Origin of the sequence: Streptomyces cyaneofuscatus (genome assembly GCF_042718795.1) — a bacterium.
GTDB lineage: Bacteria > Actinomycetota > Actinomycetes > Streptomycetales > Streptomycetaceae > Streptomyces > Streptomyces cyaneofuscatus_A.
On record NZ_JBHXOX010000033.1, the window covers coordinates 1 to 22,290 of the forward strand.

General features: G+C 71.4%; 20 protein-coding genes. 7 read left to right on the forward strand and 13 right to left on the reverse strand.

What is annotated here, in order from left to right:
• Nucleotides 1-489: phospholipase D-like domain-containing protein (locus tag ACFWRT_RS31270; RefSeq protein WP_381121376.1), on the forward strand; the 489-nt coding region annotated here is incomplete at its 5' end.
• Nucleotides 490-549: 60 nt separating this feature from the next.
• On the opposite strand, the gene ACFWRT_RS31275 is transcribed toward ACFWRT_RS31270, so the two are convergent.
• The 10 genes from ACFWRT_RS31275 to ACFWRT_RS31320 form a co-directional block, all read right to left on the reverse strand.
• A complete protein-coding gene (locus tag ACFWRT_RS31275) occupies nt 550-1,035 on the reverse strand; it encodes a hypothetical protein (RefSeq protein ID WP_380954698.1) in 486 nt (161 codons plus the stop codon).
• A 151-nt stretch (nt 1,036-1,186) separates the two neighbouring features.
• Nucleotides 1,187-1,441, reverse strand: coding sequence for a WhiB family transcriptional regulator (locus tag ACFWRT_RS31280; RefSeq protein ID WP_380954697.1), 255 nt, complete (start codon nt 1,439-1,441; stop codon nt 1,187-1,189).
• Nucleotides 1,442-1,519: 78 nt separating this feature from the next.
• Nucleotides 1,520-2,314 (reverse strand): VOC family protein, encoded by a 795-nt coding sequence (locus ACFWRT_RS31285; RefSeq protein ID WP_380954696.1) that lies wholly within the window; start codon nt 2,312-2,314, stop codon nt 1,520-1,522.
• Nucleotides 2,315-2,494: 180 nt separating this feature from the next.
• Nucleotides 2,495-3,568, reverse strand: a complete 1,074-nt coding sequence (locus ACFWRT_RS31290; protein WP_380954695.1) for an LLM class flavin-dependent oxidoreductase — start codon at nt 3,566-3,568, stop codon at nt 2,495-2,497.
• Nucleotides 3,569-3,574: 6 nt separating this feature from the next.
• The gene (locus ACFWRT_RS31295; protein ID WP_380954694.1) at nt 3,575-4,477 is read right to left on the reverse strand and encodes an ABC transporter substrate-binding protein; all 903 of its coding nucleotides are present in this window, start codon (nt 4,475-4,477) and stop codon (nt 3,575-3,577) included.
• Nucleotides 4,478-5,236, reverse strand: coding sequence for an ABC transporter ATP-binding protein (locus ACFWRT_RS31300; protein ID WP_380954693.1), 759 nt, complete (start codon nt 5,234-5,236; stop codon nt 4,478-4,480).
• Nucleotides 5,233-6,084, reverse strand: a complete 852-nt coding sequence (locus ACFWRT_RS31305) for an ABC transporter permease (protein ID WP_380954692.1) — start codon at nt 6,082-6,084, stop codon at nt 5,233-5,235. Before ACFWRT_RS31305 ends, ACFWRT_RS31300 begins: the two co-directional genes overlap by 4 nt.
• Nucleotides 6,081-7,109 (reverse strand): NrtA/SsuA/CpmA family ABC transporter substrate-binding protein, encoded by a 1,029-nt coding sequence (locus ACFWRT_RS31310; RefSeq protein ID WP_380954691.1) that lies wholly within the window; start codon nt 7,107-7,109, stop codon nt 6,081-6,083. The genes ACFWRT_RS31305 and ACFWRT_RS31310 overlap by 4 nt, the downstream gene beginning before the upstream one ends.
• 17 nt (nt 7,110-7,126) lie before the next feature.
• Nucleotides 7,127-8,152 carry an ABC transporter substrate-binding protein gene (locus ACFWRT_RS31315; protein WP_380954690.1) on the reverse strand — a complete coding sequence of 342 codons (1,026 nt, stop codon included), beginning with the start codon at nt 8,150-8,152 and terminating at the stop codon, nt 7,127-7,129.
• Between the two features lie 298 nt (nt 8,153-8,450).
• Nucleotides 8,451-8,567 (reverse strand): putative leader peptide, encoded by a 117-nt coding sequence (locus ACFWRT_RS31320; protein ID WP_380954689.1) that lies wholly within the window; start codon nt 8,565-8,567, stop codon nt 8,451-8,453.
• Between the two features lie 202 nt (nt 8,568-8,769).
• Here ACFWRT_RS31320 and ACFWRT_RS31325 point away from each other — a divergent pair, with 202 nt between their 5' ends.
• Together ACFWRT_RS31325 and ACFWRT_RS31330 are read left to right on the forward strand one after the other, a co-directional pair.
• The gene (locus ACFWRT_RS31325) at nt 8,770-9,552 is read left to right on the forward strand and encodes an IclR family transcriptional regulator (RefSeq protein ID WP_380954688.1); all 783 of its coding nucleotides are present in this window, start codon (nt 8,770-8,772) and stop codon (nt 9,550-9,552) included.
• Between the two features lie 151 nt (nt 9,553-9,703).
• The gene (locus tag ACFWRT_RS31330; RefSeq protein ID WP_380954687.1) at nt 9,704-11,884 is read left to right on the forward strand and encodes a DEAD/DEAH box helicase; all 2,181 of its coding nucleotides are present in this window, start codon (nt 9,704-9,706) and stop codon (nt 11,882-11,884) included.
• Nucleotides 11,885-11,891: 7 nt separating this feature from the next.
• On the opposite strand, the gene ACFWRT_RS31335 is transcribed toward ACFWRT_RS31330, so the two are convergent.
• A complete protein-coding gene (locus ACFWRT_RS31335) occupies nt 11,892-12,923 on the reverse strand; it encodes a multicopper oxidase domain-containing protein (RefSeq protein ID WP_380954685.1) in 1,032 nt (343 codons plus the stop codon).
• Nucleotides 12,924-13,141: 218 nt separating this feature from the next.
• On the opposite strand from ACFWRT_RS31335, the gene ACFWRT_RS31340 reads away from it, so the two are divergent.
• Together ACFWRT_RS31340 and ACFWRT_RS31345 are read left to right on the forward strand one after the other, a co-directional pair.
• Nucleotides 13,142-15,652 carry a ThuA domain-containing protein gene (locus ACFWRT_RS31340; RefSeq protein WP_380954701.1) on the forward strand — a complete coding sequence of 837 codons (2,511 nt, stop codon included), beginning with the start codon at nt 13,142-13,144 and terminating at the stop codon, nt 15,650-15,652.
• The gene (locus ACFWRT_RS31345) at nt 15,649-17,886 is read left to right on the forward strand and encodes an OmpL47-type beta-barrel domain-containing protein (RefSeq protein ID WP_380954684.1); all 2,238 of its coding nucleotides are present in this window, start codon (nt 15,649-15,651) and stop codon (nt 17,884-17,886) included. Before ACFWRT_RS31340 ends, ACFWRT_RS31345 begins: the two co-directional genes overlap by 4 nt.
• 34 nt (nt 17,887-17,920) lie before the next feature.
• Here ACFWRT_RS31345 and ACFWRT_RS31350 read toward each other — a convergent pair whose 3' ends face one another.
• On the reverse strand, nt 17,921-18,988 hold the full coding sequence (locus ACFWRT_RS31350) for an ABC-2 transporter permease (protein WP_380954683.1): 1,068 nt from the start codon (nt 18,986-18,988) through the stop codon (nt 17,921-17,923).
• Nucleotides 18,985-20,010, reverse strand: coding sequence for a non-homologous end-joining DNA ligase (gene ligD, locus ACFWRT_RS31355; RefSeq protein ID WP_380954682.1), 1,026 nt, complete (start codon nt 20,008-20,010; stop codon nt 18,985-18,987). The genes ACFWRT_RS31350 and ligD overlap by 4 nt, the downstream gene beginning before the upstream one ends.
• Before the next feature lie 76 nt (nt 20,011-20,086).
• Here ligD and ACFWRT_RS31360 point away from each other — a divergent pair, with 76 nt between their 5' ends.
• Together ACFWRT_RS31360 and ppk2 are read left to right on the forward strand one after the other, a co-directional pair.
• Entirely contained in the window at nt 20,087-21,148 is a 1,062-nt protein-coding gene (locus tag ACFWRT_RS31360; RefSeq protein ID WP_380954681.1) for an ATP-dependent DNA ligase, read from the forward strand.
• A gap of 90 nt (nt 21,149-21,238) precedes the next feature.
• The gene (gene ppk2, locus ACFWRT_RS31365; protein ID WP_380954680.1) at nt 21,239-22,204 is read left to right on the forward strand and encodes a polyphosphate kinase 2; all 966 of its coding nucleotides are present in this window, start codon (nt 21,239-21,241) and stop codon (nt 22,202-22,204) included.
• Nucleotides 22,205-22,290: the final 86 nt, after the last annotated feature.

The following is a 22,290-nucleotide window of genomic DNA, read 5'->3' on the forward strand; positions in this document are numbered from 1 at the left end:
ATGCGGGTCGTCCTCGAATCCGCCGAGGAACGCATCCGCCTCACCACCGCCTACTTCGCCCCCGACGACTACTTCACCGGGCTGCTCTGCGCCGCCGCCCGGCGCGGGGTGGAGGTCGAGATCCTGCTGCCGGGCCCGCACACCGACAAGCGGGTCTGCCAGCTCGCCGGACAGCGCCACTACGAGGAGCTGACGGCGTGCGGGGTGAAGATCTACCAGTACCAGCCGACGATGATGCACGCCAAAGTACTCACGATCGACCGGGTCGCCGCGCTGATCGGCTCCACCAACTTCAACCGGCGCTCCCTCGAACATGACGAGGAGGTCATGCTCGCGGTCATGGACTGCGACTTCACCGACGCGCTCGACGCCCACTTCGACGAGGACCGCGACAAGAGCGTGCTGATCGAGCGGGGCCGGTGGAAGCGGCGCGATGTCGTCCAGCGGGTGCGGGAAGCGGCCGTCGTACCGATCCGCCGCTACCTCTGACCCGATGGCACCGGCCGATCAGGTATCGGACCGGCAGCCCCGGGCCGATCAGATACGTGATCAGTACCCCTGGCCGACCAGGAAGGAGTCGAAGTCCAGCGCCAGGGACCGGGCCTCGGAGACGTGGGCTCCGCTGTCACCGTCCACCAGCACGAACGTGCAGATGCCCTGGGCCGCCCGGACGACCCACATGGCGCGGTCGCCGTCCCGCAGCAGAGCGAGCTCCAGCTCACTCCCGGTGACGACATCGCTGATCACCTCACGGCTCTCACGTCGCCAGAGCGTGCCCGCGATGCGGAGGCCCCGGGGGTGGACGGCCTCCTCGCACACCGTGCACAGGGCCTCGACATCATCCGGGACCACGCTTTCGGCGTCGTACGGCATCGAGCGGAAGTACGGCCGGCCGTCCTCGTCGCCCCGCCCCACGACGGCGAAGAAGCCGGCCTCGGCGGAGAACGCGGCGGCTGCCAGGACGGGCGAGCCCTTCTCGCCGAGAGCCAGATGCGTGCGCAGGACCTCGCCCCACTCTTCGGTAACCGGAGACATCGGTGCGTTTCTCCCTCTCGTCGTCGCCGGGGGAGCTTCCCTGCCGGCCCAGGGTCTCCTGCCCCGCCATTTCCCGGTCAGACCGGGATGAGGCAGCGGGCAGCGGGCAGCCCGCGTCATGGCGTGGCATTCCGGCACGTGCGGAGGCGGTTCAGCCCTGCTTGCGCTCTTCCCGGCGCAGCCGTTCGCGCTCCTTCTCGGAAAGTCCGCCCCAGACGCCGAACCGCTCGTCGTTGGCAAGTGCGTACTCCAGGCAGGCCACGCGTCCCTCGCAGGCTCCGCAGAGCTGCTTGGCCTCGCGCGTCGAACTGCCGGGGGCCGGGAAGAAGAACTCGGGTCCGGCCTGCGCGCACAACGCGGTCTCCTGCCAGTCGAGCGCGTCCTCGGTCACCGTATTGATCAGCATGGGACCTACGGTGCACGGGTGCGATAAACGACTGATCAACGATCCATCAATCGTCCGGCGCGCCCCCTTCCCCCGGCCCTATCGCCTCGGCTGGGGCTTCATCACCGCGAAGACCGCTCCGAACGGATCGGTGACGTTGGCCATGGTGCCGACGCCCGGCACCTCCATCGCCGGCAGCGCCTCCGCCCCGCCGAGCCGCTTGGCCGCATCCACCGTCGCAGCCACGTCCTCGACCGCGAAGTACGGCATCCAGTGCGGGCCGCGCGCCGCCTCGGCCGGGACGTCGCCCATCGTGACCAGGCCGCCGAACGACAGCTCCGGGCCGGTGCCGGCGGGGTGGACCGTGGTGTAGACGTACTCGGTGCCCTCCACCTTCAGCGCGTCGGTCTTCCAGCCGAAGACGTCGTCGAAGAACTTGGCCGCCGCCGGGACATCCGGGGTGTACAGCTCGGCCCACAGGAGCGAGCCCGGCTGCTGGATGACGCCGAGGCCGGGGTTCTGCCGCGGCTGCCATACGCCGAAGTAGGCTCCGCCCGGGTCCGTGAAGCCGCCCATCCGGCCGTAGTCGAGGACGTCCATCGGATCGAAGGCGGAGCGGCCGCCGGCCCGGTTCACCAGCTCGGCGGTGGCGTAGATGTCGGGCGACTGGAAGTAGAGGGACCAGGCGCTGGAGGACTGCTCCTCGGGGACCGCCATGACACCGCCGACGGTGTGGCCGTCCAGGGTGAACATCCCGTACCCGCCGACCTCCGGGCCGCCGGGGACGTGCTCCCAGCCGAGGAGACCGCCGTAGAAGGCGGCGGCCCCGTCGACGTCGGGCGTGCCGAGGTCGACCCAGTTGGGTGCTCCGTCGGGGAAGGCGGGGTTGAGCATGGCGTGCTCCTTCAGCGGATCCCGTGGCCCCGCTCGCGCGCGGCGGGGCGGGGCTGTTGCCTGTCCCACCTCACTCCGGCGGGGCGGGGCTGTTCCCTGTCCCGTCGAGTCTCGCACCGGCCGCCCGCCACCGCAGTCCGCGCGGGGCCGATTGGGGCCGCCACCCCGCCTCTCCACAGGTCAGCGTCGCACCCCCAGGGCCGGGAGGACCGTCTCGGCGACGCGGTAGGCCTCCTCCAGGAGCGGGTTGCCGGAGAGGATGAAAGTGTCGACGCCCAGCTCCTCGTACTCCTTCAGCCGCTCGGTCACCTGGGCCGTCGAGCCGACGACGGCGGTGCCGGGGCCCGGGCGGAAGAGGCTCATGCCAGGCCACAGGTTGGGGTGGGTCTCCAGCTCGCGGGCGCGGGCCGGCACTCGGCCGCCGTGCTGGCGGAACTGGCGCTGCCAGCCGACGCCGTCCTCCCCCGCCCGGTCGCCGAGCTGCCGGGCGTACGTCGCCTCGCTGGTGACGTCCAGCAGCCGGTCGGCCGCCGCCCACGCCTCGTCCTCGGTGTCGCGGACGATGAGGTGGAGGCGGAGCCCGATGCGCAGGGTGCGTCCGTGGGCGGCGGCCCGGGCGCGGACCTGTGCCAGCTTCTCCTTCAGCAGGTGCGGGGGCTCGCCCCAGGTGAGGAAGACGTCGACGTGCTGGGCGGCCATCTCGATGCCGGGTGCGGAGGAGCCGCCGAACCAGAGCGGGATGTGCGGGTCCTGGACGGGCTTCAGCTCGCGGAAGGAGGCGCCCGCGTTCTTCAGGTCGTAGAACCGGCCCTGGTGGTCGAAGACCTCGCCCGCGGTGAGCCGTTTGACGAGGGACCAGTACTCGGCGCTCAGCTCGTACCGCTCGTCGTGCTCCACATGGAGCCCGTACTCCTGGAGGGACTTGGTGGAGCCGTTGACGACGTTGAAGCGCAGCCGTCCGCCGAAGAGGTTGTCGAAGGTGAGCGCCATCTTCGCGAGCAGGGTCGGCGCGATCAAGCCGGGGTGGACGGCGAGCAGCGGCTTGAACCGGGTACTGGTGGCGGCGGACAGCGCGCTGCCCAGCGGCCAGACGTCGTGCAGGTCGGTGGCGAGCAACGCCCCGCTGTAGCCGAGCTGTTCGACCGTTCCGGCGAGCCGGGTGAGGTAGCCGAGGTCGGTGGGACGGCGACCGGCCGGCTCCCACGGGTAGGCGCCCTCGCGCGGGATGATGTACCAGAGGACTTCGGGGGCCATGTCCGCTCAGACCGCCTTCGCGGCCGAAGGGGCCGCAGCGGGGGCGTCGGCGACGGCGCGGGCCACGGTGACCGGGTGCTCGATCAAGCCGGTGCGGTGGAAGATGTCGGCCGCCTCCTGCTGCTCGGCGAGGAACTCCTCGCTCACCGGCTCGATCCGCCAGGGCAGGGCGGTCAGCGCGGCCTCCCAGTCGTCGGCCGCGCCGCCGAGGTCGGCGGCGGCCAAATGGGCGGCCTCGCGGGGGTGGGCGGCGGCCCAGTCGTCGGCGCGTTGCAGGGCGCGGGTCAGCGCTGCGACGATCTCGGGCCGCCGCTCGGCGAGTTCGCGGCGGGTGAAGAACACCGACCGGTCGCTGATGACGTCGCCGGTACGGATCAGGGTGCGCAGTCCGCCGGTGCGGCGGGCGGCGGCGAGCTGGGGTCCCTGGGCGACCCAGGCGGCGATGGTCCCGGTGCGCAGGAGCTGCTCGCTCTCCTCGGAGGAGCGTACGGCGGTGATGTCGGTGCCGTAGGAGAGGCCCGCGTCGTCGAGGGCCTTGGCGACGAGGTGGGTCTGCCACGAGCCGATCGCCAGGTGGACGGTGGTGCCCTTGAGGTCGGCAACGGTACGGACCGGGCTGTCCTCGGGGACGAGCAGGGCGCCGTGCTCGGGGCGCGGTGCGGAGACGGCGGTGTAGACGAGGTCGTGGCCGGCGGACTGGGCGGTGACGGGCGGGGTGGAGCCGGTGCCGCCGAAGTCGATGACGCCCTGGGTGAGGAGTTCGCCGGTGCGGACGCCGTTGCTGTACGGGTGGAAGGCGACGGTCTCGCCGAGCGGTTCCAGCTCCTGCTGGGCGAAGCCGAGCCGGGTCAGGTGGTAGAGGTGGAAGAGGGACGGGTTGCTGGCGTGGACACCGATGGTGATGGTCATTCAGATCACTCCGACACGGTCGAGTTCGGGGGTTTTCACGGGGTGGGAAGCGGCCGGGACGCCGAGGTCGTCGAGGAGGCGGCGGCGCAGGGCGGCGAAGGCGGGATCGCCGGGGTCGCGGGGGCGGGCGACGGTGACCTGCTCGTCGGTGACGAGCCGCCCGTCGCGCAGGACGGCGACCCGGTCGGCGAGACGTACGGCCTCCTCGACGTCATGGGTCACCAGCAGGACGGCGGGCCGGTGTTTGTGGCACAGCTCGTCCACCAGGTCCTGCATCTTCAGCCGGGTCAGGGCGTCCAGTGCGGCGAACGGTTCGTCCAGCAGCAGGAGTTCGGGCTCCCGTACGAGTGCCCGGGCCAGGGCCACCCGTTGGGCCTCGCCGCCGGAGAGGGTGGCGGGCCAGGCGTCGGCGTGCCGCTCCAGGCCCACTTCGGCGAGCGCCCGCAGCCCGTCGTCGCGCCGGCCGCGCGGCAGGGCGACGGTGACGTTGGCGAGGACCTTCTTGGAGGGTACGAGGCGGGGTTCCTGGAAGACGACGGTGCGGGCCTCGGGGACGAGCACCTCTCCCCCGTCGGCGCCGTCGAGCGCGCCGAGGATCCGCAGCAGGGTCGTCTTGCCGCTCCCGCTCGCGCCGAGCAGGGCGACGAACTCGCCGCGCGCGATGTCCAGTTCGAGGCCGTCGAGGACGGTGCGGGCGCCGAAGACCCGGCGCAGGCCCCGTACCCGTACAGCTGCCTGACGGTGGGCGTTCTCGGTCATCGGGGGGCTCCCTGCGGGGTGCGCCACGGCATCACGAAGCGTTCCAGCAGCCGTACCAGGACGTCGGCGGTGAGGCCGAGGAGCCCGTACACGAGGATGCAGACGGCGAGGATGTCGGTGCGGGCGTAACTCTGGGCCTGGGACATCAGGTAGCCGATGCCGGCGGTGGCATTGATCTCCTCGGCCGCGATGAGGGCGATGACGCTGAGCGTCATCGAGAGCCGCAGCCCGGCCAGGAGCGAGGGCAGTGCGCCGGGCAGGACGACCTCGCGGACGATGGCGAGGCGGCTCATGCCGAAGGAGCGCATGGCCTCGACGAGTTTGGGGTCGGTGTTGCGGACGCCGCTGGAGGCGGAGACGTACATGGGGAAGGTGGTGGCGACCGCGATGAGGAGGATCTTCGCGGTCTCGTTGATGCCGAACCAGACCATGAACAGCGGGACCAGGGAGAGGAACGGGATGGTGCGCAGGGTCTGGAGGGAGGAGTCGAGCAGCTCGTCGCCGAGGCGCGTGAACCCGGTGGTGATGCCGAGGGTCAGTCCGGCGGCGAGGCCGATGAGCAGCCCGAGCCCGGAGCGGGTCAGGGAGGTGGTGAGCGCGTCGGGCAACTGGCCGTTGCCCCACAACTCCCCTACTGCCTTGAGGACTTCTGCGGGAGAGGCGAGGACATCCGGGGTGAGCAGGCCGGTGGCGGACGCGGCCCACCACAGGCCCAGCAGGACGAAGGGGCCGAGGGCGCGGACGGTCAGGGCGTAGGGTCGGCTGCGGGGTTTGCGGAGCTGGGGGCGCGGGGTGACGAGCCCCGGGGGCGGCGGGGAGTCGATGGCCTTCACACGGGTGTTGCTCATGTCAGCTTCTCGACGTCGAGGAGGTGCGCGGCGATGTCCACCCTCTCCTTGGTGACCTTCTGCTCGGCGTAGAAGGCGGCGACGGACTCGAAGCGGGCGATGTCCTCGGGGCCGATCGGGTCCACGGTGCCGGACTCCGCGGTGATCTCGGTCTGGACCTCCTTGGCCTTGCCGGTGACGGCGGTCGGGCCGACGTCGGTGAAGACATTGAGATAGGCGGCCGGGTCCTTCTTCTCCTTGGCGCTGGCCGCGTGGAGGTAGTCGTAGAGGGCCTTGACGACGGCCGGGTGCTGCTCGGCGAAGCCCGTACGGACGGCGTTGAGGCTGTAGTTGTCCGAGCCGATCGCCTCTCCGTCGGCGAGGAAGTGGGCCTTGCCGCTGCCGATCTCCGCGACCGCGTAGGTGGCCCAGACGGCCCAGGCGTCGACCTGCCCGGCGTTGAAGACGGCGGCGGTCTGGTCGGGGCGCAGATAGACCCGCTCCACCTGGTCGGCCGGGATCTTCTCCTCGGCCAGCGCCTTGAGCAGCAGGTACTCACCGGTGCCGCCCTGGTTGACGGCGACCTTCTTCCCCACCAGGTCGGCGACGGATTCGATGCCGGAGCCGTCGCGGACGAGGATGCCCTCGCCCTTGGCGTCGGGGTCGACGGCGGTGAAGAACTGGAAGCCGGGGCGCTGGGAGAGGGAGGTGATGCCGGAGGTGATGGAGCCGGTGGCGACGTCGAGCTGGTCGGCGTTCATCGCCTGGGCGGCCGGGGCGAACGGCCCCGCGCTGCCGGTCCACTTCACCCGGGCGCCGACCTTGCCGAGCGCCTTGTCGAGGCTGCCGTCCTTCTTGGCGAGGGCGAGGACACCGGAGTTGCCGGGGTCGGGGATGCGGACATTGACCGTCTTGCCCGAACTACCGGCAGGCGCACTGCCGTTGCCGTCATCCGAGGTGGAGCAGGCGGAGAGGGCGAGGAGGGCGGCGGCCGCGAGGAGGGCGGTCGGGACGGTCGTACGGAGACGTGGTCGGGTGCTGTTCATGGTGGCGGTCCTCGGGCTCAAGGGGCGACGGGCTGGGGGGATTTCGGGTGGGCGGCGTTCAGCGCGGCGGCTCGGCGGAGCGGTTCGGGGTCGGCCCAGGCGGTGACCTGGACGGGCTCGGACAGGAAGCCGTGGGCGCGCAGGGCGCTCTCCTGCGCGGCGAGCAGGGCGAGGCGCTCCGGGGAGAGGTCGGGGTGGAGGGTGAGGTGGGTGCCGGCGCGGTAGGCTCCCGCGACCCCTTCGGCTCCGGCCCCGGTCTCGGCGCCGAGGATCCGGTCGACCTCCGCCGGGCTCTGAGCCGCCCAGTCGGCGGCCCGGAGCAGCACGGCGAGGAAGCGGTCGACCAGCGCGGGGTGTTCGTCCAGGAGGTCCTGGTGGACGGTGATGGGGCGCGGGGTCCCGTTGTTGATCCGGAAGCGGCGGTCCGGCAGGTCGTCGAGGGCCACCGCGACCTCGGCCCCGGCCCTGCGGGCCGCTTCGACCGCGAGCGCGCCCTTGACGTACACCGCGTCGACGTCGCCCCGGCGCAGGGCGGCCAGTTCGGCGGCCCACTGCCCCGGGTGGCCGTCCGCCGGTACGTCGACCGGGACGGTGTCCGTCAGGCCGAGGCCTGCCGAGGCGAGGGCGCCCTCGAAGCCGCGCAGCGCCATGGCCCGCCAGAAGTCGATGGCGATGGGGTGCGCCGGCAGGGCGATCCGCCGCCCTCGCAGGTCAGCGGCCGACCGGATGCCGGAGCCGGGAGCGACCAGGACGACCTGGCGCTCCTCGATCCAGGTCAGGCCGATCAGCCGGGTCCGCTCACCGCCTGAACGGGCCCACAGGGCGGGCACGTTGCCGCCCTCGCGGAAGAGACCCGGGAGGGCGTGGGTGAAGTGGGCCTCCCGGTCCGCGTCCGGTTCGGCGTCCTGGAGGGAGCGGACCGTGATGCCGTCCGGGGCGAACTCGTCGGTGAGCCACTGCCGGTCGGCCGCGATCCCGGTGGCGGTGGGCACGGGACAGCGGGTGAACCAGAGCGTCGCGGGCAGGGCGGGGGCAGACGTCATGGGGGTGGGTCTCCACAGGGGTCGGTGGGGTGTGTGAGGTGGGTGAGGCGCAGGGGATGCAGGTGACGGGCTCCCGCCCGCGGTGCCCGGTCGACGCGGAGACGGGGACGGGGACGGGTCGACGCATACGGCACGGCGCACGGGAGGACGGCTCAGCCCTCCAGGGGCCCGCCGCATCCCGCCGTGCCCCTCGCGCGGATCAGCAGAGGCCCAGCGGTGGCGCAGCGGGTACACGTCGATGCGAGGAGAGGCCGGGAAGGATGGCCGGGAGGGATGGCCGGGAGGGTGTCCGGAGAGGTCAGCGACAGGCTGCGCTGGAGACGCGCGCCAGGTCGATGTGGCGGCGCACGGTGAGGGCGAGCGGTACGGGATCGCCCGGCGTGGAGGGCGCGTGCACGGTGGTACGTCGGACCATGGTTCGCTGCTCCTTCCCGCTCGTCGCCGGTGATGGCCGCAGCCTGCCACGGCGGTGCGGGCCGGGACAACTCTCTTCCCATGATGTGGGATCACATGTGAACAGAGTGTTTCTCGTCCCGATGGGGTGCTCATCCAAATCCCGTAATGTGGCAAGCGAACGCAGCCCTCAGATCCCCTCGACGAGTGGAGAGTGAAGCGAGATGACCGAGGCCGTGACAGCACGCGCGCCAGGCGGCGCCCAGGCCGTCCGGCGCGCGCTGGACGTCCTGCACTGCTTCCACGACAACGGGCCCGACCTCAGCGCCTCCGACCTCGCCCGGCGACTGGAGCTCTCGGTGTCCACGGCCCACCGGCTGGCGCGCACGCTGCTCTGCGCGGGGTTCCTGGAGCAGGACCCGCGTACCGCCCGCTACCGCCTCGGCCCCGCCGTGACCGAGCTGGGCCGGCTCTCCTACCACCAGCGCGGGCTGCACCTGGCCGCGCCGGAGCTGGCGGACCTGGCCGAGCGGACGGGCGCGACGGCGGACCTGGCGCTGCGCAGCGGGCCGCACGCGGTGATCGTGGCGGGCGGTTCGGTGACGCCGAAGGTGGGGCTGCGCCGGCCGCTGCACTCCACCGCGCTGGGCAAGGTGCTCCTCGCCTGGGCCCGGCCGGGCGAGGGCGGCCCCGCGTCGCTGCCGCCGCTGCCCGCGTTCACCGACCGGACGATCGTCGAACCGGCTGCACTGGAGGCGGAGTTGGTCCGGGTACGGGCCGAGGCGTACGCGCTCAACGACGGTGAGTCGGCGCACGGGGTACGGACGCTGGCCGTGCCGGTCCTGGACGGCGCGGGGTACGCGCGCTTCGCCCTCGCCGTACGGGCAACCCCGTCCCTGATCACCGCCGAGCGCACCGAGGGGCTGCTCACCGAGGCCCGGTCCTGCGCGCGGGCCCTGGAGGTGCTCCTGCTCTCCCCGGCGGAACGGCGGCCGCCCGCCCGGTAGCGGGACCCGCGGGCGGCCGTCGTGCGGCGGGCTGTCGGTGGACCAGGAGCCGCCGGTGCGCCAGGGGCTGTCGGTGGGCCGTGGGACGATGGCCACGTACAGCGAACGGACCATCACCTGCCGGTCGCGGCGCACGGCGGGGAGAGCGACGATGAGCGACACCGGGGCCAGGACCGCCCGCCCGGCGACCACGGGCCGGGCCGTCCAGGAGCTGCTGGCCGAGGCGGCGGCTCTGCTGGGCCGGGCCCGTGCCGTGCGGGAGGACCACGCCCGCGCCGTCGACGCCGTGCGGGCCGTCCTCGACCCGCTCCTGGCCTCCCTGACCGGGCGGGAGCTGGCCGCCATCCCGGTCGCCCGGCTGAAGGACGTCACGGAGGGCCGGCTGCGCCTGGGCGCTCTCGAACAGGCCGGGTTCACGACCGTCGGGCAGGTCCACGGCACGGCGCGCTACGAGCTCCGGCTGATCCCCGGGGTCGGGGCACACACCGCCGATCAGGCGCTGGCGGCGGCCGGGCAGATCGCCGACGCGGTGCGCGAGACCGTCTCCGTACGGATCGACCTGGACGCCCCGGACGACACGACGACCTCCCTGGTCATCGCCCTGCACCGACTGGTCGAGGCCGGTCCCGACGCACGGCGGGCGGTGGAGGCGGCGGGGCGGCTGGCCGAGCGGCTCGATCCCCTGGTGACCGCCGCCGCCCCGGCCGGGAGCCGGCTGCGGATGCTGTTCACCGGCAGGGAGGCACGGACCCGGGCGCTGGACGCCGTGGCCGCCCTGGGTACGGCGCTCGCGGAGGCGGTGGAGCAGGAGCTGCCGATGCTGTTCGGCCAGGTCTCGGTCGACCTGCTGCGGGAGCCGGAGTCGGCGCCCGGCGCGTGGGTGGACTTCGAGCTGCGGTCCGCCGAGTACTACAGCCTCCTCGCCGAGCTGTCGGGCAGCGGCCCGGACCGGGACGCCGCCGAGGGGTTCCTGCCCGCCGGGATCGCGGACCGGGTGCGGGCGCTCCGGCTCGACGACTCGCGGCTACGGGTCTCCCTGCGCGGCTACCAGTCGTTCGGCGCGCGCTTCGCCCTGGCACAGAAGCGGGTGGTCATCGGGGACGAGATGGGGCTCGGCAAGACCGTGCAGGCCATCGCCGCCCTCGCCCATCTCGCGGCGCGGGGCGAGAGCCACTTCCTGGTGGTGTGCCCGGCCAGCGTGCTGATCAACTGGAGCCGGGAGATCCGGGCCCGCTCCACCCTGCGCGTCCTGCCGGTGCACGGGGCGGAGCGGCTGGAGGCGTACGCGGAGTGGGTGACGGGCGGCGGGGTCGCGCTCACCACGTTCGACGCGCTGCGCACCCTTCCCGAGGCCGGCATCGACCTGGCGATGCTCGTCGTGGACGAGGCGCACTTCGTGAAGAACCCCGCCACCCGGCGGGCGCAGGCCGTCGCCGTCCGGGCGGAGCGCGCGGACCACGTGCTGTTCCTCACCGGGACGCCGATGGAGAACCGGGTGGAGGAGTTCCGGAGCCTGGTGCGTCAGCTCCGCCCGGAGCTGGCCGATGCGGTCCGTACGACGCACGGCGCCGCCGGTTCGCAGGCCTTCCGGCGCGCGGTCGCCCCCGCCTATCTGCGCCGCAACCAGGTGGACGTCCTCGCCGAACTCCCGGCGCTGGTGCACGTGGACGAGTGGGAGGAGTTCAGCGCCGGGGATCTGGTGGCGTACCGGGACGCGGTGGCGTCGGGGCAGTTCATGCGGATGCGCCGGGCCGCGTACGCCGACCCCGCCGCCTCGGCCAAGCTGGAGCGGCTGCGCGAACTGGTCGACGAGGCACGGGACAACGGGCTGAAGGTCGTCGTCTTCTCCTACTTCCGCGAGGTGCTGGCCACCGTCGGCGAGGCGCTGGGGCCGGGCGCGTACGGGCCGATCTCGGGGAGCCTGCCCGCCGCCCGGCGGCAGGAGCTGGTCGACGCCTTCTCCGCCGCCGAGGGACACGCGGTGCTGCTGAGCCAGATCCAGGCCGGGGGCACCGGGCTCAACATGCAGGCCGCGTCGGTGGTCATCCTGTGCGAGCCGCAGATCAAGCCGACGCTGGAGCACCAGGCCGTGGCCCGCGCCCACCGGATGGGGCAGGTGCGCACGGTCCAGGTGCACCGGCTGCTGGCGGCGGACAGCGTCGACCAGCGCATGGTGGAGCTGCTGGCCCGCAAGGACCGGCTCTTCGACACGTACGCCCGGCGCAGCGACCTCGCGGAGGCCGCGCCGGACGCCGTCGACGTGTCCGACGGCGCGCTGGCCCGGCGGATCGTCGAGGAGGAGCAGCAGCGACTGGCCCGCCCGTCGGAGTGACGGGTGATCAGTGCTGGTGTTCCGCCGTGGACTTGTCCTCGCTCTTCCCCTCGGCGCCCTTCTTCTTCTCCGCCCCGCCCGCCACATGGTGCGGCTCGTACCCCGGGATCGTGCCGTCCGGTTTCTTGATCAGCAGCAGTCCGGCCATCCCCATGTCCGAGTGGCTCTGCACATGGCAGTGGTACATCCAGGCGCCCGCGCCCACGCGTTCGCCCGCGATGATCTGGAGGCCGAAGGAGTCGGCGGGCCCGCAGATCTTGTTGTCGATGACCCGGCTCGGGTCGTCGGGACCGGTGAGCATGCCGGTCCGGTTGTCCGCCCAGCGGTGACCGTGGATGTGGAACGTGTGGTAGTACTCGCCGTGCGTGATCATCACGAATTCGAGCCGGTCCCCCACCGTGGCCTCGAAGTTGACGCTGTTGTGGGCCGTCTTGTTGTTGATCATCATGTCGTTGAAGACGACCGTGCACGTCTGGTCGGGCAGCAGGTCGCCCTTCCTGCGCACCACGAGCGGCCCGTACAGCCCCTTGCGGATACCGCCGGTGCCGTGGTCCGTACCGACGACGTGGTCGTGGTAGTGCCAGTAGCCCGCGCTGCCCGGCTCGTACGTTCCGTCCTTCCGGCGGCCCGGCTTGTGCGTGCGCCAGGTGTACGTACGGGTGGCGCCGGGCGCGACGTGGCTCTTGTTCATCCGGGTGCCGTCGTTGGCGATGTCGTAGTCGACGCCGTGGACATGGAGGCTGGCGTCCACGTCGGTGAGGTTCTGGAAGTCGATGTGCAGGGTGTCGCCCTCGTTCAGCTCGATGAGCGGGCCGGGGATCGACGCCTTGCCCTTCTCGAAGCCGTAGCCCAGCTCGCCGTTGGGCAGCTTCTCGGCGTACATCGTGATCCGGCGCACCGCTCCCCCGTCCGGGGCCGTGCGCGGCGGGTTCTCGGCGGAGCTTGCCTCCACCGCGCCGAGCGACAACGATGTCACGCCGGTGGCCGCGGCGGCCGCGCCGCCGATCAGCATCCGCCGGCTGAAGGTCCTTCGGTCCATGTCGAACTCCCCACTGGGATAAGGAAACTGGCGGAGACGGAGGCCCCGGAGCTACCGGAACGGGCCACACCGTAGCCGGGGGCCGAGCGTTTATCCACACTCAGGACAAAGTTTGTGCGATTGCTGCCATAGCTATTGGCGAGCCACGAAAAGAGGTCTAGCTTCGTGCGCTGTCGCAGTCAACGCTCCAGTGACCACAGAAGGGTTGGGTGACCCACATGCACGGCGCATCGCATCACCGGTCCAGATCACGACACCGACGCGGCCTCGCGGCGGCCGTGGCGGCCGGCGCACTGACCGTGTCCTTGCTGAGCGCGAGCGGTCCGGCCAACGCGGGTACGTCGCCTGACCGGGACCTGGTCGAGAAGATGGCGACAACGTTGTCCCTGCCGTCCCCGCCGGGTGCCAAGAACCAGGTGAAGGTGCTGGTCTTCCACACGTCGGCGGCCGACGAGGCGCCGTACACGGACGCCGGGATCGCGGCGATCGAGAAGATCGGGCAGAGCGGCCCGGAGGCCGGGCGGTTCACGACCGTGGCCACCGCCGACCCGAAGGTCTTCACCAACGGCAAGCGGCTCGGCTCCTTCCACGCGGTGGTCTTCCTGACCGGCGGCGGCGACGTCCTGGACCCGGAGCAGGAGGCGGGCCTGGAGGCGTACATGGAGGCGGGCGGCGGCTTCCTCGGCATCCACGACGCGGCGCGCACCGAGCCGTACTCGGACTGGTTCACCGGCCTGGTGGGCGCCCGCCCGGCGGCCGGCAGCCCGACTGCCGTACAGCGGGCCACCGTCGAGATCGGTGACCGGGTCCACCCGGCGACCAAGAGCCTGCCGCTGGAGTGGAAGCGCCCCGACAAGTGGCTGAACTGGGCGAAGAACCCGTCCGGTGAGGTCCACACCGTGGCCCGCGTACGGGAGTTGACGTACAAGCCGGGTACGGGCGCCAACGGCTGGGACCACCCGGTCTCCTGGTGCCGCGACTACGACGGTGGCCGGTCCTTCTACACGGCGATGGGCGGTACGGCGGACAGCTTCGCCGAGACCGACTTCCGCGACCATCTGCGCGGCGCCCTCGCCTGGACGAACCGGACCTCGCAGGCCGACTGCAAGGCGACCATCACCTCCAACTACACGGCCGAGCGCCTCACCCAGCCCAACCAGCCGGGCCAGAACGACCAGATCGGTGAGCCGCACGGGCTCGTCACCGCTCCGGACGGCAAGGTCTTCTACATCGGGCGCGGCGGCGCCGCGAGCGGTGTCCCGGTCGTCACCGACTGGAACAACCCGAACATCGGCAAGGGCAAGGGCGAGATCCACGTCTACGACCCGAAGACCAAGAAGGTCACCCTCGCCGGTGCGCTGGACGTCTTCGGGAACAAGGGCGGCGGCGACGAGCTGGTGAAGGTGGAGGAGGGGCTGCTCGGCATCGAGCTGGACCCGGACTTCGCCTCCAATGGCTGGGTCTACCTCCACTACACCCCGCACGCGAAGATCGACCGCGACAAGCGCATGGCGACCCGTCAGGTCTCCCGCTTCACCTTCGACTCGGCGGCGAACAAGCTGGACCTGGCCTCGGAGAAGGTGCTGCTCGGCTGGCCGGTGCAGATCCACAGCTGCTGCCACGCGGGCGGTGGCCTGGCATGGGACTCGAAGGACAACCTGTACATCGCGACCGGTGACAACAACTCCTCCGGTTTCAGCAGCGGTTACTCCGGCAACAACCCGGAGCCGAACTACAAGGGCGTCTCCTTCGCCGACGCCCGCCGCACCTCCGGCAACACCAACAACCTCAACGGCAAGATCCTGCGGATCCACCCCGAGGACGACGGCACCTACACCCTCCCGTCCGGCAACCTCTTCACCGGCAAGGAGCCGGACGAGGGCGGCGGGAAGACCCGGGGCGAGATCTATGTGATGGGCGTACGCAACCCGGCCCGGATCTCCGTCGACCCCGCCACCGACACGCTGTACGCCGGCTGGGTCGGCCCCGACGCGGGCTCGGCCTCCACCACCTGGGGCCCGGCGAAGTACGACACGTTCGCCGCGATCACCAAGGCGGGCAACCACGGCTGGCCGTACTGCATGGGCAACAACCAGCCCTACCGGGACCGCAATCTGCCCGACCCGAGCAAGCCGCTGGGCTGGTACGACTGCAAGGCCCCCAAGAACGAGTCGCCGAACAACGACGGCCTGGTCAAGCTGCCGCCGGTGACCCCGAACACCATCTGGTACTCACCGCAGGGCGGCGGGGTCGACTACCCGCGCGACGCCAACGGTGTGCCGAGCTACAAGGCCGAGGAGCAGAAGGAGCTGCTGCCCTGGCTCAAGGGCGGCGGCCAGGCGACCATGAACGGCCCGGTCTACCGCTACGACGCGCAGAGCGGTTCGGCGGCCAAGTGGCCGGCGTACTGGGACGGCAAGTGGTTCGTCGGTGACTTCTACGACGACACCCAGCCGCGCCACGCGGTGATCACCGACCCGAAGACGGTCGGGAAGGGCGGACTGCCCACGCACGCCGAGTCGTTGAAGAAGATCATCCCGGTCGGCGCGGACGGTATCCGCAACCTCATGGACTGGAAGTTCGCCCCGGACGGCTCGCTCTACGTCCTGGACTACGGGCGCGGCTTCTTCACCTCGGACTCCAAGTCCGCGCTGTGGCGCGTGACCTACAAGGGCGGCGCGGCGACTCCGGCCGCCAAGGACCTGGTTGGAAAGGCGGCAGCGCAGTGAGACAACCCCTGTACCTCGCCCGGCGGCGGCATCGGCCGCCCAGCTTCTGGGTGGCCCTGATGGCCTCCCTGCTGATGGTCCTCGGGCTGACCTCGACGGCCGCGTACGGCAAGGGCGACGACGCTCCCGCCGCCAAGGCCGCCGACCAGGTGCTGACCTGGACCGCGGGCGACCCGATCGACCGCTATCTCACCGCTCCGCAGACGGCGGTGGCCGGCAAGGCGACCATCGTCTTCGAGAACAGCACGGCCACCGGCAACACGACGAGCATGCCGCACACGCTGACGTTCAGCGTGTCGGACCCGGAGTTCAACAACGACGTCCAGCTGAACATCCTGGCCAACCCGGGTGACTCCGAGGGCGGCAAGCACAGCGTGGAGGTCACGCTGTCGCCCGGCCGGTACTTCTACCACTGCACGATCCCCGGTCACGGCCAGATGCAGGGCATCCTGACTGTCACCGAGGGCAGCGGCGAGGACACCGACGCGCCCACGACCTCGGCGAAGGTCGACGGCGACCAGAACGCCGACGGCGCGTACATCGGCCAGGCCACCGTCACCGTCGCGGCGACCGACGAGGGTTCCGGCGTGGACACCGTGGAGTACGCGCTCGGCGCGGCCGGCGAGTGGAAGCCGTACACCGCGCCCGTCGTGGTGAACGAGGTCGGCGACCACACGGTCCGCTACCGGGCCACCGACAAGGCGGGGAACGTCGCGGCCGAGAAATCCGTCGACTTCGCGGTCGCCGCACCGCCGACGGACGACGAGACCCCGCCGGAGACCTCGGCGACCGTCTCGGGCGAGAAGGACGACGCGGGCGCGTACCTCGGCATGGCCACGGTCACCGTGACCGCGTCCGACACCGGGTCCGGCGTCAACACCATCGAGTACGCGCTCGGCGCGGCCGGCGAGTGGAAGCCGTACACCGCACCGGTGATGGTCCACGAGGTGGGCGAGCACACCGTCCGCTACCGGGCCACCGACCGGTCGGGGAACGTCGCGGCCGAGAAGACCGTCGCGTTCACCGTCATCGAGCCGCCGTCGCAGGACAAGACGGCGCCGGAGACCTCGGTGAAGCTGGAGGGGAACAAGAACTCCGACGGCGCGTTCATCACCGGCGCCAAGGCCACCGTCACCGCGACCGACGACGACTCGGGCGTGGACAAGGTCGAGTACTCGCTCGACGGCGGCCCCTACCTCGCGTACACCACCCCCGTGATCGTCGACCGGGTCGGCCACCACACCGTCGCCCACCGGGCCACGGACAAGGCGGGCAACACCTCCGAGGCGAAGAAGGTGTCGTTCACCATCGCCCAGGGCGGCGGGGTCCCGGCGCCGAACTGCGCGGAGTTCGACGAGCGGCACACCGTCTTCGTCGGCACGGTCGACACGGGCGTCCCGAACCGGATCACCCGTAACCGCTGCACGATCAACGAGCTGATCGAGGACGAGAAGGACTGGTCCTCCCACGCCCTGTTCCTCAAGCACGTGACGACGGTCCTGGACAAGCTGAGGACCGACGGCGTCATCGACCAGCGCGAGCGCAAGGCGATCAACCAGGCCGCCAAGCAGTCGGGCATCGGCAAGCCGGGCCAGTCCGAGGGGTACACCAAGCTCTTCGACGGCACGGCGGCCTCCCTCGCCAAGTGGAGCCACGTGGGCGGCGGCCAGTTCGGGCTGAACGAGGAGGAGGGCTCGATCACCAGCTCCACCACGGTGGGCGGCATGGGGATGCTCTGGTTCCCGACCCGTGCGTACGGGGACTTCTCGCTGAAGCTCCAGTGGCGCGACGACGCCCCGGGCTCGGGCAACGCCAACGGCGGGGTCTTCGTCCGCTTCCCGAAGGTCCACGACCACCCGGAGGAGTCGCGTCCGGAGTGGGTCGCCATCAAGTACGGCCATGAGATCCAGGTCAACGACCGGCCGGACGGCGACATGTACAAGACCGGGTCCGTCTACGGATTCGACCGCGTAGGCCTCGGCGGCGCCGGGGTCACGCCCAAGGGCACCTGGAACGACTACGAGATCAAGGTGGTCGGCCAGCACTACGAGATCTACCGCAACGGTGTCCTGATCAACGAGTTCGACAACACCGGCGGCCAGCTCTTCGAGCCGCCGCGCGGCGACGACCCGGGCACCGACGGCCGGCGGTTCGCCTCCGGTCACATCGGGCTCCAGGTCCACGGGGTCACGGACGTCATCTCGTACCGCGACATCCGGATCAAGGAGCTGTAAGCCGTACGGGAAGCCGTAAGCCGTAGGTAGGGAATCAGGAGGCCGTGGCCGCATGCTCAGGCGTGCGGGCGCGGCCTCCTGGGTGCCGGTGGCGCCACACCCAGAAGACCGTGCAGGAGACCAGCGCCCAGGCGGCCAGGACCAGGTACGGGAAGAGGAACTGGTGGCCCTGGTAGTAGACGGCGGTGTGCTGGGCGTTGACGGAGGCGCCCGGCGGCAGCCAGCGGCCGATGTGGCCGAGGGCGGAGGGCAGCAGCGGCCAGGAGACGGCCCCGCCGGAGGACGGGTTGCCGAGCAGCACCATCACCCCCCAGGTCGGGATCATCGCCCAGCGGCCCATCAGGGTGTTGAACATGGTGAAGACCATGCCGGACGTGAACATCGTGAACGCCAGGATCAGCCACGACTGGACGAACGGCAGGTTCACCGCCCCGAGCCACCAGTCGACGGCCGCCGCGATGGCGAACCCGCCGAGGAGGGCGTACGCGGCGGTGAACGCGATGCGTTCCGCCGGGTTGAGGCCGTGAGCGTGGACGCTGAGCTGGATCGCGCCGAGGAAGCCCATGATGACGGCGGCCAGCGAGATGTAGAACAGCGCGAGTCCGCGCGGGTCGCCTCGCTGGAGCGGCTTGACGTCCCGGACGGTGACCTCGACCCCGGTGGCGTCGCCGACCTCGATCCCCGCCTTGCCGAGCAACTCGGCCACCGACGCCCCCGACGCACCGGCCACATCCAGCGCCACCCCGTTGTCGGCGGCGCGCACGATCGCGAAGACCTTCTGCTCGTCCAGGGCGCGGCGGGCGTCGGCGACGTCCGGATACTCGCGCAGTTCGAGTGAGGCGTCCAGCGCCTTCTCCATCCCGGCGACGAACGCCTCCCCGCGCTCCACCTCCGGCTGGGTGACCAGGGCCGCCGGGATGCGATGCGGGGTGGGGTTGGCCATCGCGTAGGTGTAGGAGCCGGCGAAGAGACCGGCCGCGGCGGCGACGATGAGCACCAGGACGGTCGCGGGGAGGAACGGGCTGTTCTTGTACGCCTCCCACCGCTCGCGCAACGTCAGCGGCCGGCCGTGGGCGCCGTGCCTCTCGCTGCTTCCCCTCACGCCGGGTCACCGTCGTCGTCGTGCCGGGCGCGGCTGGGCTGCACCCGCTTCGGTTCGCCGGGCATCTTCGGGTACTCCGGCGGGTACGGCATGTCGCCGAGCCCGCGCTCCTTCGCGTCCCGGTCGGCCAGCTCCAGCAGCCCGTCCAGCGAGAACGCCTCCTGGTCCATGTCCGCGTGGACGTCGCCGACCTCGGCGTACCGCACCGGGAGCGTGACGATGTCGAAGTCGCGCGGTTCGGCGTCGTCGATCTCCGCCCAGCGCAGGGGCGCCGAGACCGGGGCGTGCGGGAAGGGGCGTACGGAGTAGGCGGAGGCGATCGTGCGGTCACGGGCGGTCTGGTTGAAGTCGACGAAGATGCGCTCGCCGCGCTCCTCCTTCCACCAGGCCGTGGTCACCCGCTCCGGCATCCGCCGCTCCAGCTCGCGCCCGGCGGCGATGGCGGCCCGCCGGACCTCGGTGAACGTCCAGGCGGGCTCGATGGGGACGAAGACGTGCATCCCGCGCCCGCCGGAGGTCTTGGGCCAGCCGCGTACGCCGTGGTCCTCCAGGACGGAGCGCAGCTCGTGGGCGGCGGTGACCGCGTCGGCGTAGTCGGTGCCGGGCTGAGGGTCCAGGTCGATGCGGAGTTCGTCCGGGTGGTCGGTGTCCCCGGCCCGGACCGGCCAGGGGTGGAAGGTGAGGGTGCCGAGGTTGGCGGCCCAGATCACGGCGGCGAGCTCGGTGGGGCAGAGCTCGTCGGCGGGACGGCCGCTGGGGAAGGCGATGCGGGCGGTGGGGATCCACTCGGGAAGGTTCTTCGGGGCGCGCTTCTGGTAGAAGAAGTCGCCCTCCACCCCGTCCACGAAGCGCTGGAGCGTGGTCGGCCGGTGGTTGAGGGCACGGGTGATCCCGGGGCCCACGGCCAGGAAGTACTCGGCCACGTCCCTCTTGGTGTAGCCCTTCGCCGGGAAGTACACCTTGTCCGGGTTGGACAGCCTCACCGCTCGTCCGCCCGCGTCCAGCTCCACCGCAGCTCCCATGACGGTCACGGTAGGCCGGTCGCACATATGCCGCATATCGGGAGACACGGTCAGGGGGCCGGTCCAGAATCGGTCCATGGACCTGCCGGTGATGCCGCCCGTGAAGCCGATGCTCGCCAAGTCGGTGTCCAAGATCCCGCCGGGCATGAGCTACGAGGCGAAGTGGGACGGCTTCCGGGCGATCGTCTACCGGGACGGCGACGAGGTGGAGATCGGCAGCCGTACGGGCAAGTCGCTGACCCGATACTTCCCCGAGATGGCCGACGCCGTACGGGAGAACCTGCCACCGCGCTGCGTCATCGACGGGGAGCTCGTCATCGCGCACGGGGGGCGGCTCGACTTCGACCGGCTCAGCGAGCGCATCCATCCGGCGGACTCCCGGGTGCGGATGCTGGCCGAGCGGACGCCGGCGAGCCTGATCGCCTTCGACATCCTCGCGGTCGACGACACCTCGCTCCTGAGCACCCCGCAGGCGGACCGGCGGGCCGTCCTGGCGGCGGCCCTCTCCGGCGCCTCCGGGCCCGTACTCCTCGCTCCGTCCACCACGGACATCGAGCTGGCCCGGGAGTGGTTCGACCGGTACGAGGGGGCGGGGCTCGACGGGATCGTGGCCAAGCCGCTGGATCTGCCGTACCGGCCCGACACCCGGGCGATGTACAAGATCAAGCACGAGCGGACCGCCGACGTCGTGGTGGCGGGGTACCGCGAGCACAAGAGCGGCCCCGTCGTCGGCTCGCTCCTGCTCGGCCTGTACGACTCCGATGGCGTGCTCCAGCACGTCGGCGTCTGCGCGGCCTTCCCGATGAAGCGGCGCGCCGAACTGGCGGAGGAGCTGGCACCGCTGCGGTGTGCGTTCGCCGACCACCCGTGGGGGGCGTGGGCGCAGGCGGCGGCGCACGAGGCGTCCCGGCTGCCGGGGACGCAGAACCGCTGGTCGGGGAAGAAGGACCAGTCGTGGGTGCCGCTGCGGCCGGAGCGGGTCTGCGAGGTGGCGTACGACCACATGGAGGGCGACCGGTTCCGCCACACGACGCAGTTCCGGCGGTGGCGCCCGGACCGGACCCCGGACGGCTGCACCTACGCGCAACTGGAGGAGGTCGTCTCCTACGACCTGGCACAGGTGTTCGCGGGCGGCTGAACGGGTGGGACCGCCCGCGCGTACATGAGCGGCGGCGACGGGGGAATCAGGCTGCGGGCGGGGGCGTACCGATGAGAACGGGGAACGAAGATGGCCGATGGCGCTAAGAGCGACCCGGCGGAGCTGCTGAAAGGGCTGACCGTCGACGGACGGCGGCCCGAACAGCCGGTGCTGCTGGACGAGCACGGCCGCCCGCTGGATACCTGGCGGGAGAACTACCCGTACGACCGGCGGATGCGGCGCAGGGAGTACGAGAAGGAGAAGCGCATCCTCCAGATCGAGCTGCTGAAGCTCCAGCGCTGGGTCCGGGAGAGCGGGCAGCGGCTGGTGGTCCTGTGCGAGGGCCGCGACGCGGCGGGCAAGGGGGGGACGATCCAGCGGTTCACGGAGCGTCTCAATCCGCGTGGGGCACGTGTGGTGGCCCTGGAGAAGCCGACCGAGCGCGAGAGCGGGCAGTGGTACTTCCAGCGGTACGTGTCCCACCTGCCGACCGCCGGCGAGATCGTCTTCTTCGACCGCTCCTGGTACAACCGGGCCGGGGTGGAGCGGGTGATGGAGTTCTGTACGCCGGAGCAGTACGACCATTTCCTGAAGCAGGCACCGCAGTTCGAGGAGATGCTCGTCGACGACGGCGTGCTGCTGGTGAAGTTCTGGTTCTCGGTCTCCCGCAACGAGCAGCGCACCCGGTTCGCGATCCGGCAGGTCGACCCGGTACGCCAGTGGAAGCTGTCGCCGACCGACCTTGCCTCGCTCGACCTCTGGGACGAGTACACCGCGGCGAAGGTCGACATGTTCCGGGCCACCGACACCGAACACGCCCCGTGGACCGTGGTGAAGAGCAACGACAAGAAGCGCGGCCGGCTGGAGGCGATGCGCAGTCTGCTGTGGCGGTTCGACTACGACAGCAAGGACGACAAGGCCGTCGGCACTCCCGACCCGCTGATCATCGGCCCGGCGGACACGCTGCTGGAGCCGGGTGAGGAACGGACGGACCTGTCCCCCACCCCGCTGGCCACCCGGCCCCACGGCCCCGGCGACCACCCGGAGCAGACCTGACGACGGGACGGCCGGGCGGGCCATCGGGGTGCGCCAGGTGTGGAGGTGGCGAGAGGGGGAATGCGGTGGCTTCTACCGGAATGGAA

What these genes read in the sequence shown, in the direction of transcription:
- ACFWRT_RS31275 (WP_380954698.1), bottom strand. Translation starts at nt 1,035, where the DNA reads ATGTCTCCGGTTACCGAAGAGTGGGGCGAGGTCCTGCGCACGCATCTG.
- ACFWRT_RS31280 (WP_380954697.1), bottom strand. Translation starts at nt 1,441, where the DNA reads ATGCTGATCAATACGGTGACCGAGGACGCGCTCGACTGGCAGGAGACC.
- ACFWRT_RS31295 (WP_380954694.1), bottom strand. Translation starts at nt 4,477, where the DNA reads ATGACCATCACCATCGGTGTCCACGCCAGCAACCCGTCCCTCTTCCAC.
- ACFWRT_RS31285 (WP_380954696.1), bottom strand. Translation starts at nt 2,314, where the DNA reads ATGCTCAACCCCGCCTTCCCCGACGGAGCACCCAACTGGGTCGACCTC.
- ACFWRT_RS31325 (WP_380954688.1), top strand. Translation starts at nt 8,770, where the DNA reads ATGACCGAGGCCGTGACAGCACGCGCGCCAGGCGGCGCCCAGGCCGTC.
- ACFWRT_RS31335 (WP_380954685.1), bottom strand. Translation starts at nt 12,923, where the DNA reads ATGGACCGAAGGACCTTCAGCCGGCGGATGCTGATCGGCGGCGCGGCC.
- ACFWRT_RS31320 (WP_380954689.1), bottom strand. Translation starts at nt 8,567, where the DNA reads ATGGTCCGACGTACCACCGTGCACGCGCCCTCCACGCCGGGCGATCCC.
- ACFWRT_RS31310 (WP_380954691.1), bottom strand. Translation starts at nt 7,109, where the DNA reads ATGAACAGCACCCGACCACGTCTCCGTACGACCGTCCCGACCGCCCTC.
- ACFWRT_RS31290 (WP_380954695.1), bottom strand. Translation starts at nt 3,568, where the DNA reads ATGGCCCCCGAAGTCCTCTGGTACATCATCCCGCGCGAGGGCGCCTAC.
- ACFWRT_RS31305 (WP_380954692.1), bottom strand. Translation starts at nt 6,084, where the DNA reads ATGAGCAACACCCGTGTGAAGGCCATCGACTCCCCGCCGCCCCCGGGG.
- ACFWRT_RS31330 (WP_380954687.1), top strand. Translation starts at nt 9,704, where the DNA reads ATGAGCGACACCGGGGCCAGGACCGCCCGCCCGGCGACCACGGGCCGG.
- ACFWRT_RS31340 (WP_380954701.1), top strand. Translation starts at nt 13,142, where the DNA reads ATGCACGGCGCATCGCATCACCGGTCCAGATCACGACACCGACGCGGC.
- ligD (WP_380954682.1), bottom strand. Translation starts at nt 20,010, where the DNA reads ATGGGAGCTGCGGTGGAGCTGGACGCGGGCGGACGAGCGGTGAGGCTG.
- ACFWRT_RS31300 (WP_380954693.1), bottom strand. Translation starts at nt 5,236, where the DNA reads ATGACCGAGAACGCCCACCGTCAGGCAGCTGTACGGGTACGGGGCCTG.
- ACFWRT_RS31360 (WP_380954681.1), top strand. Translation starts at nt 20,087, where the DNA reads ATGGACCTGCCGGTGATGCCGCCCGTGAAGCCGATGCTCGCCAAGTCG.
- ppk2 (WP_380954680.1), top strand. Translation starts at nt 21,239, where the DNA reads ATGGCCGATGGCGCTAAGAGCGACCCGGCGGAGCTGCTGAAAGGGCTG.
- ACFWRT_RS31315 (WP_380954690.1), bottom strand. Translation starts at nt 8,152, where the DNA reads ATGACGTCTGCCCCCGCCCTGCCCGCGACGCTCTGGTTCACCCGCTGT.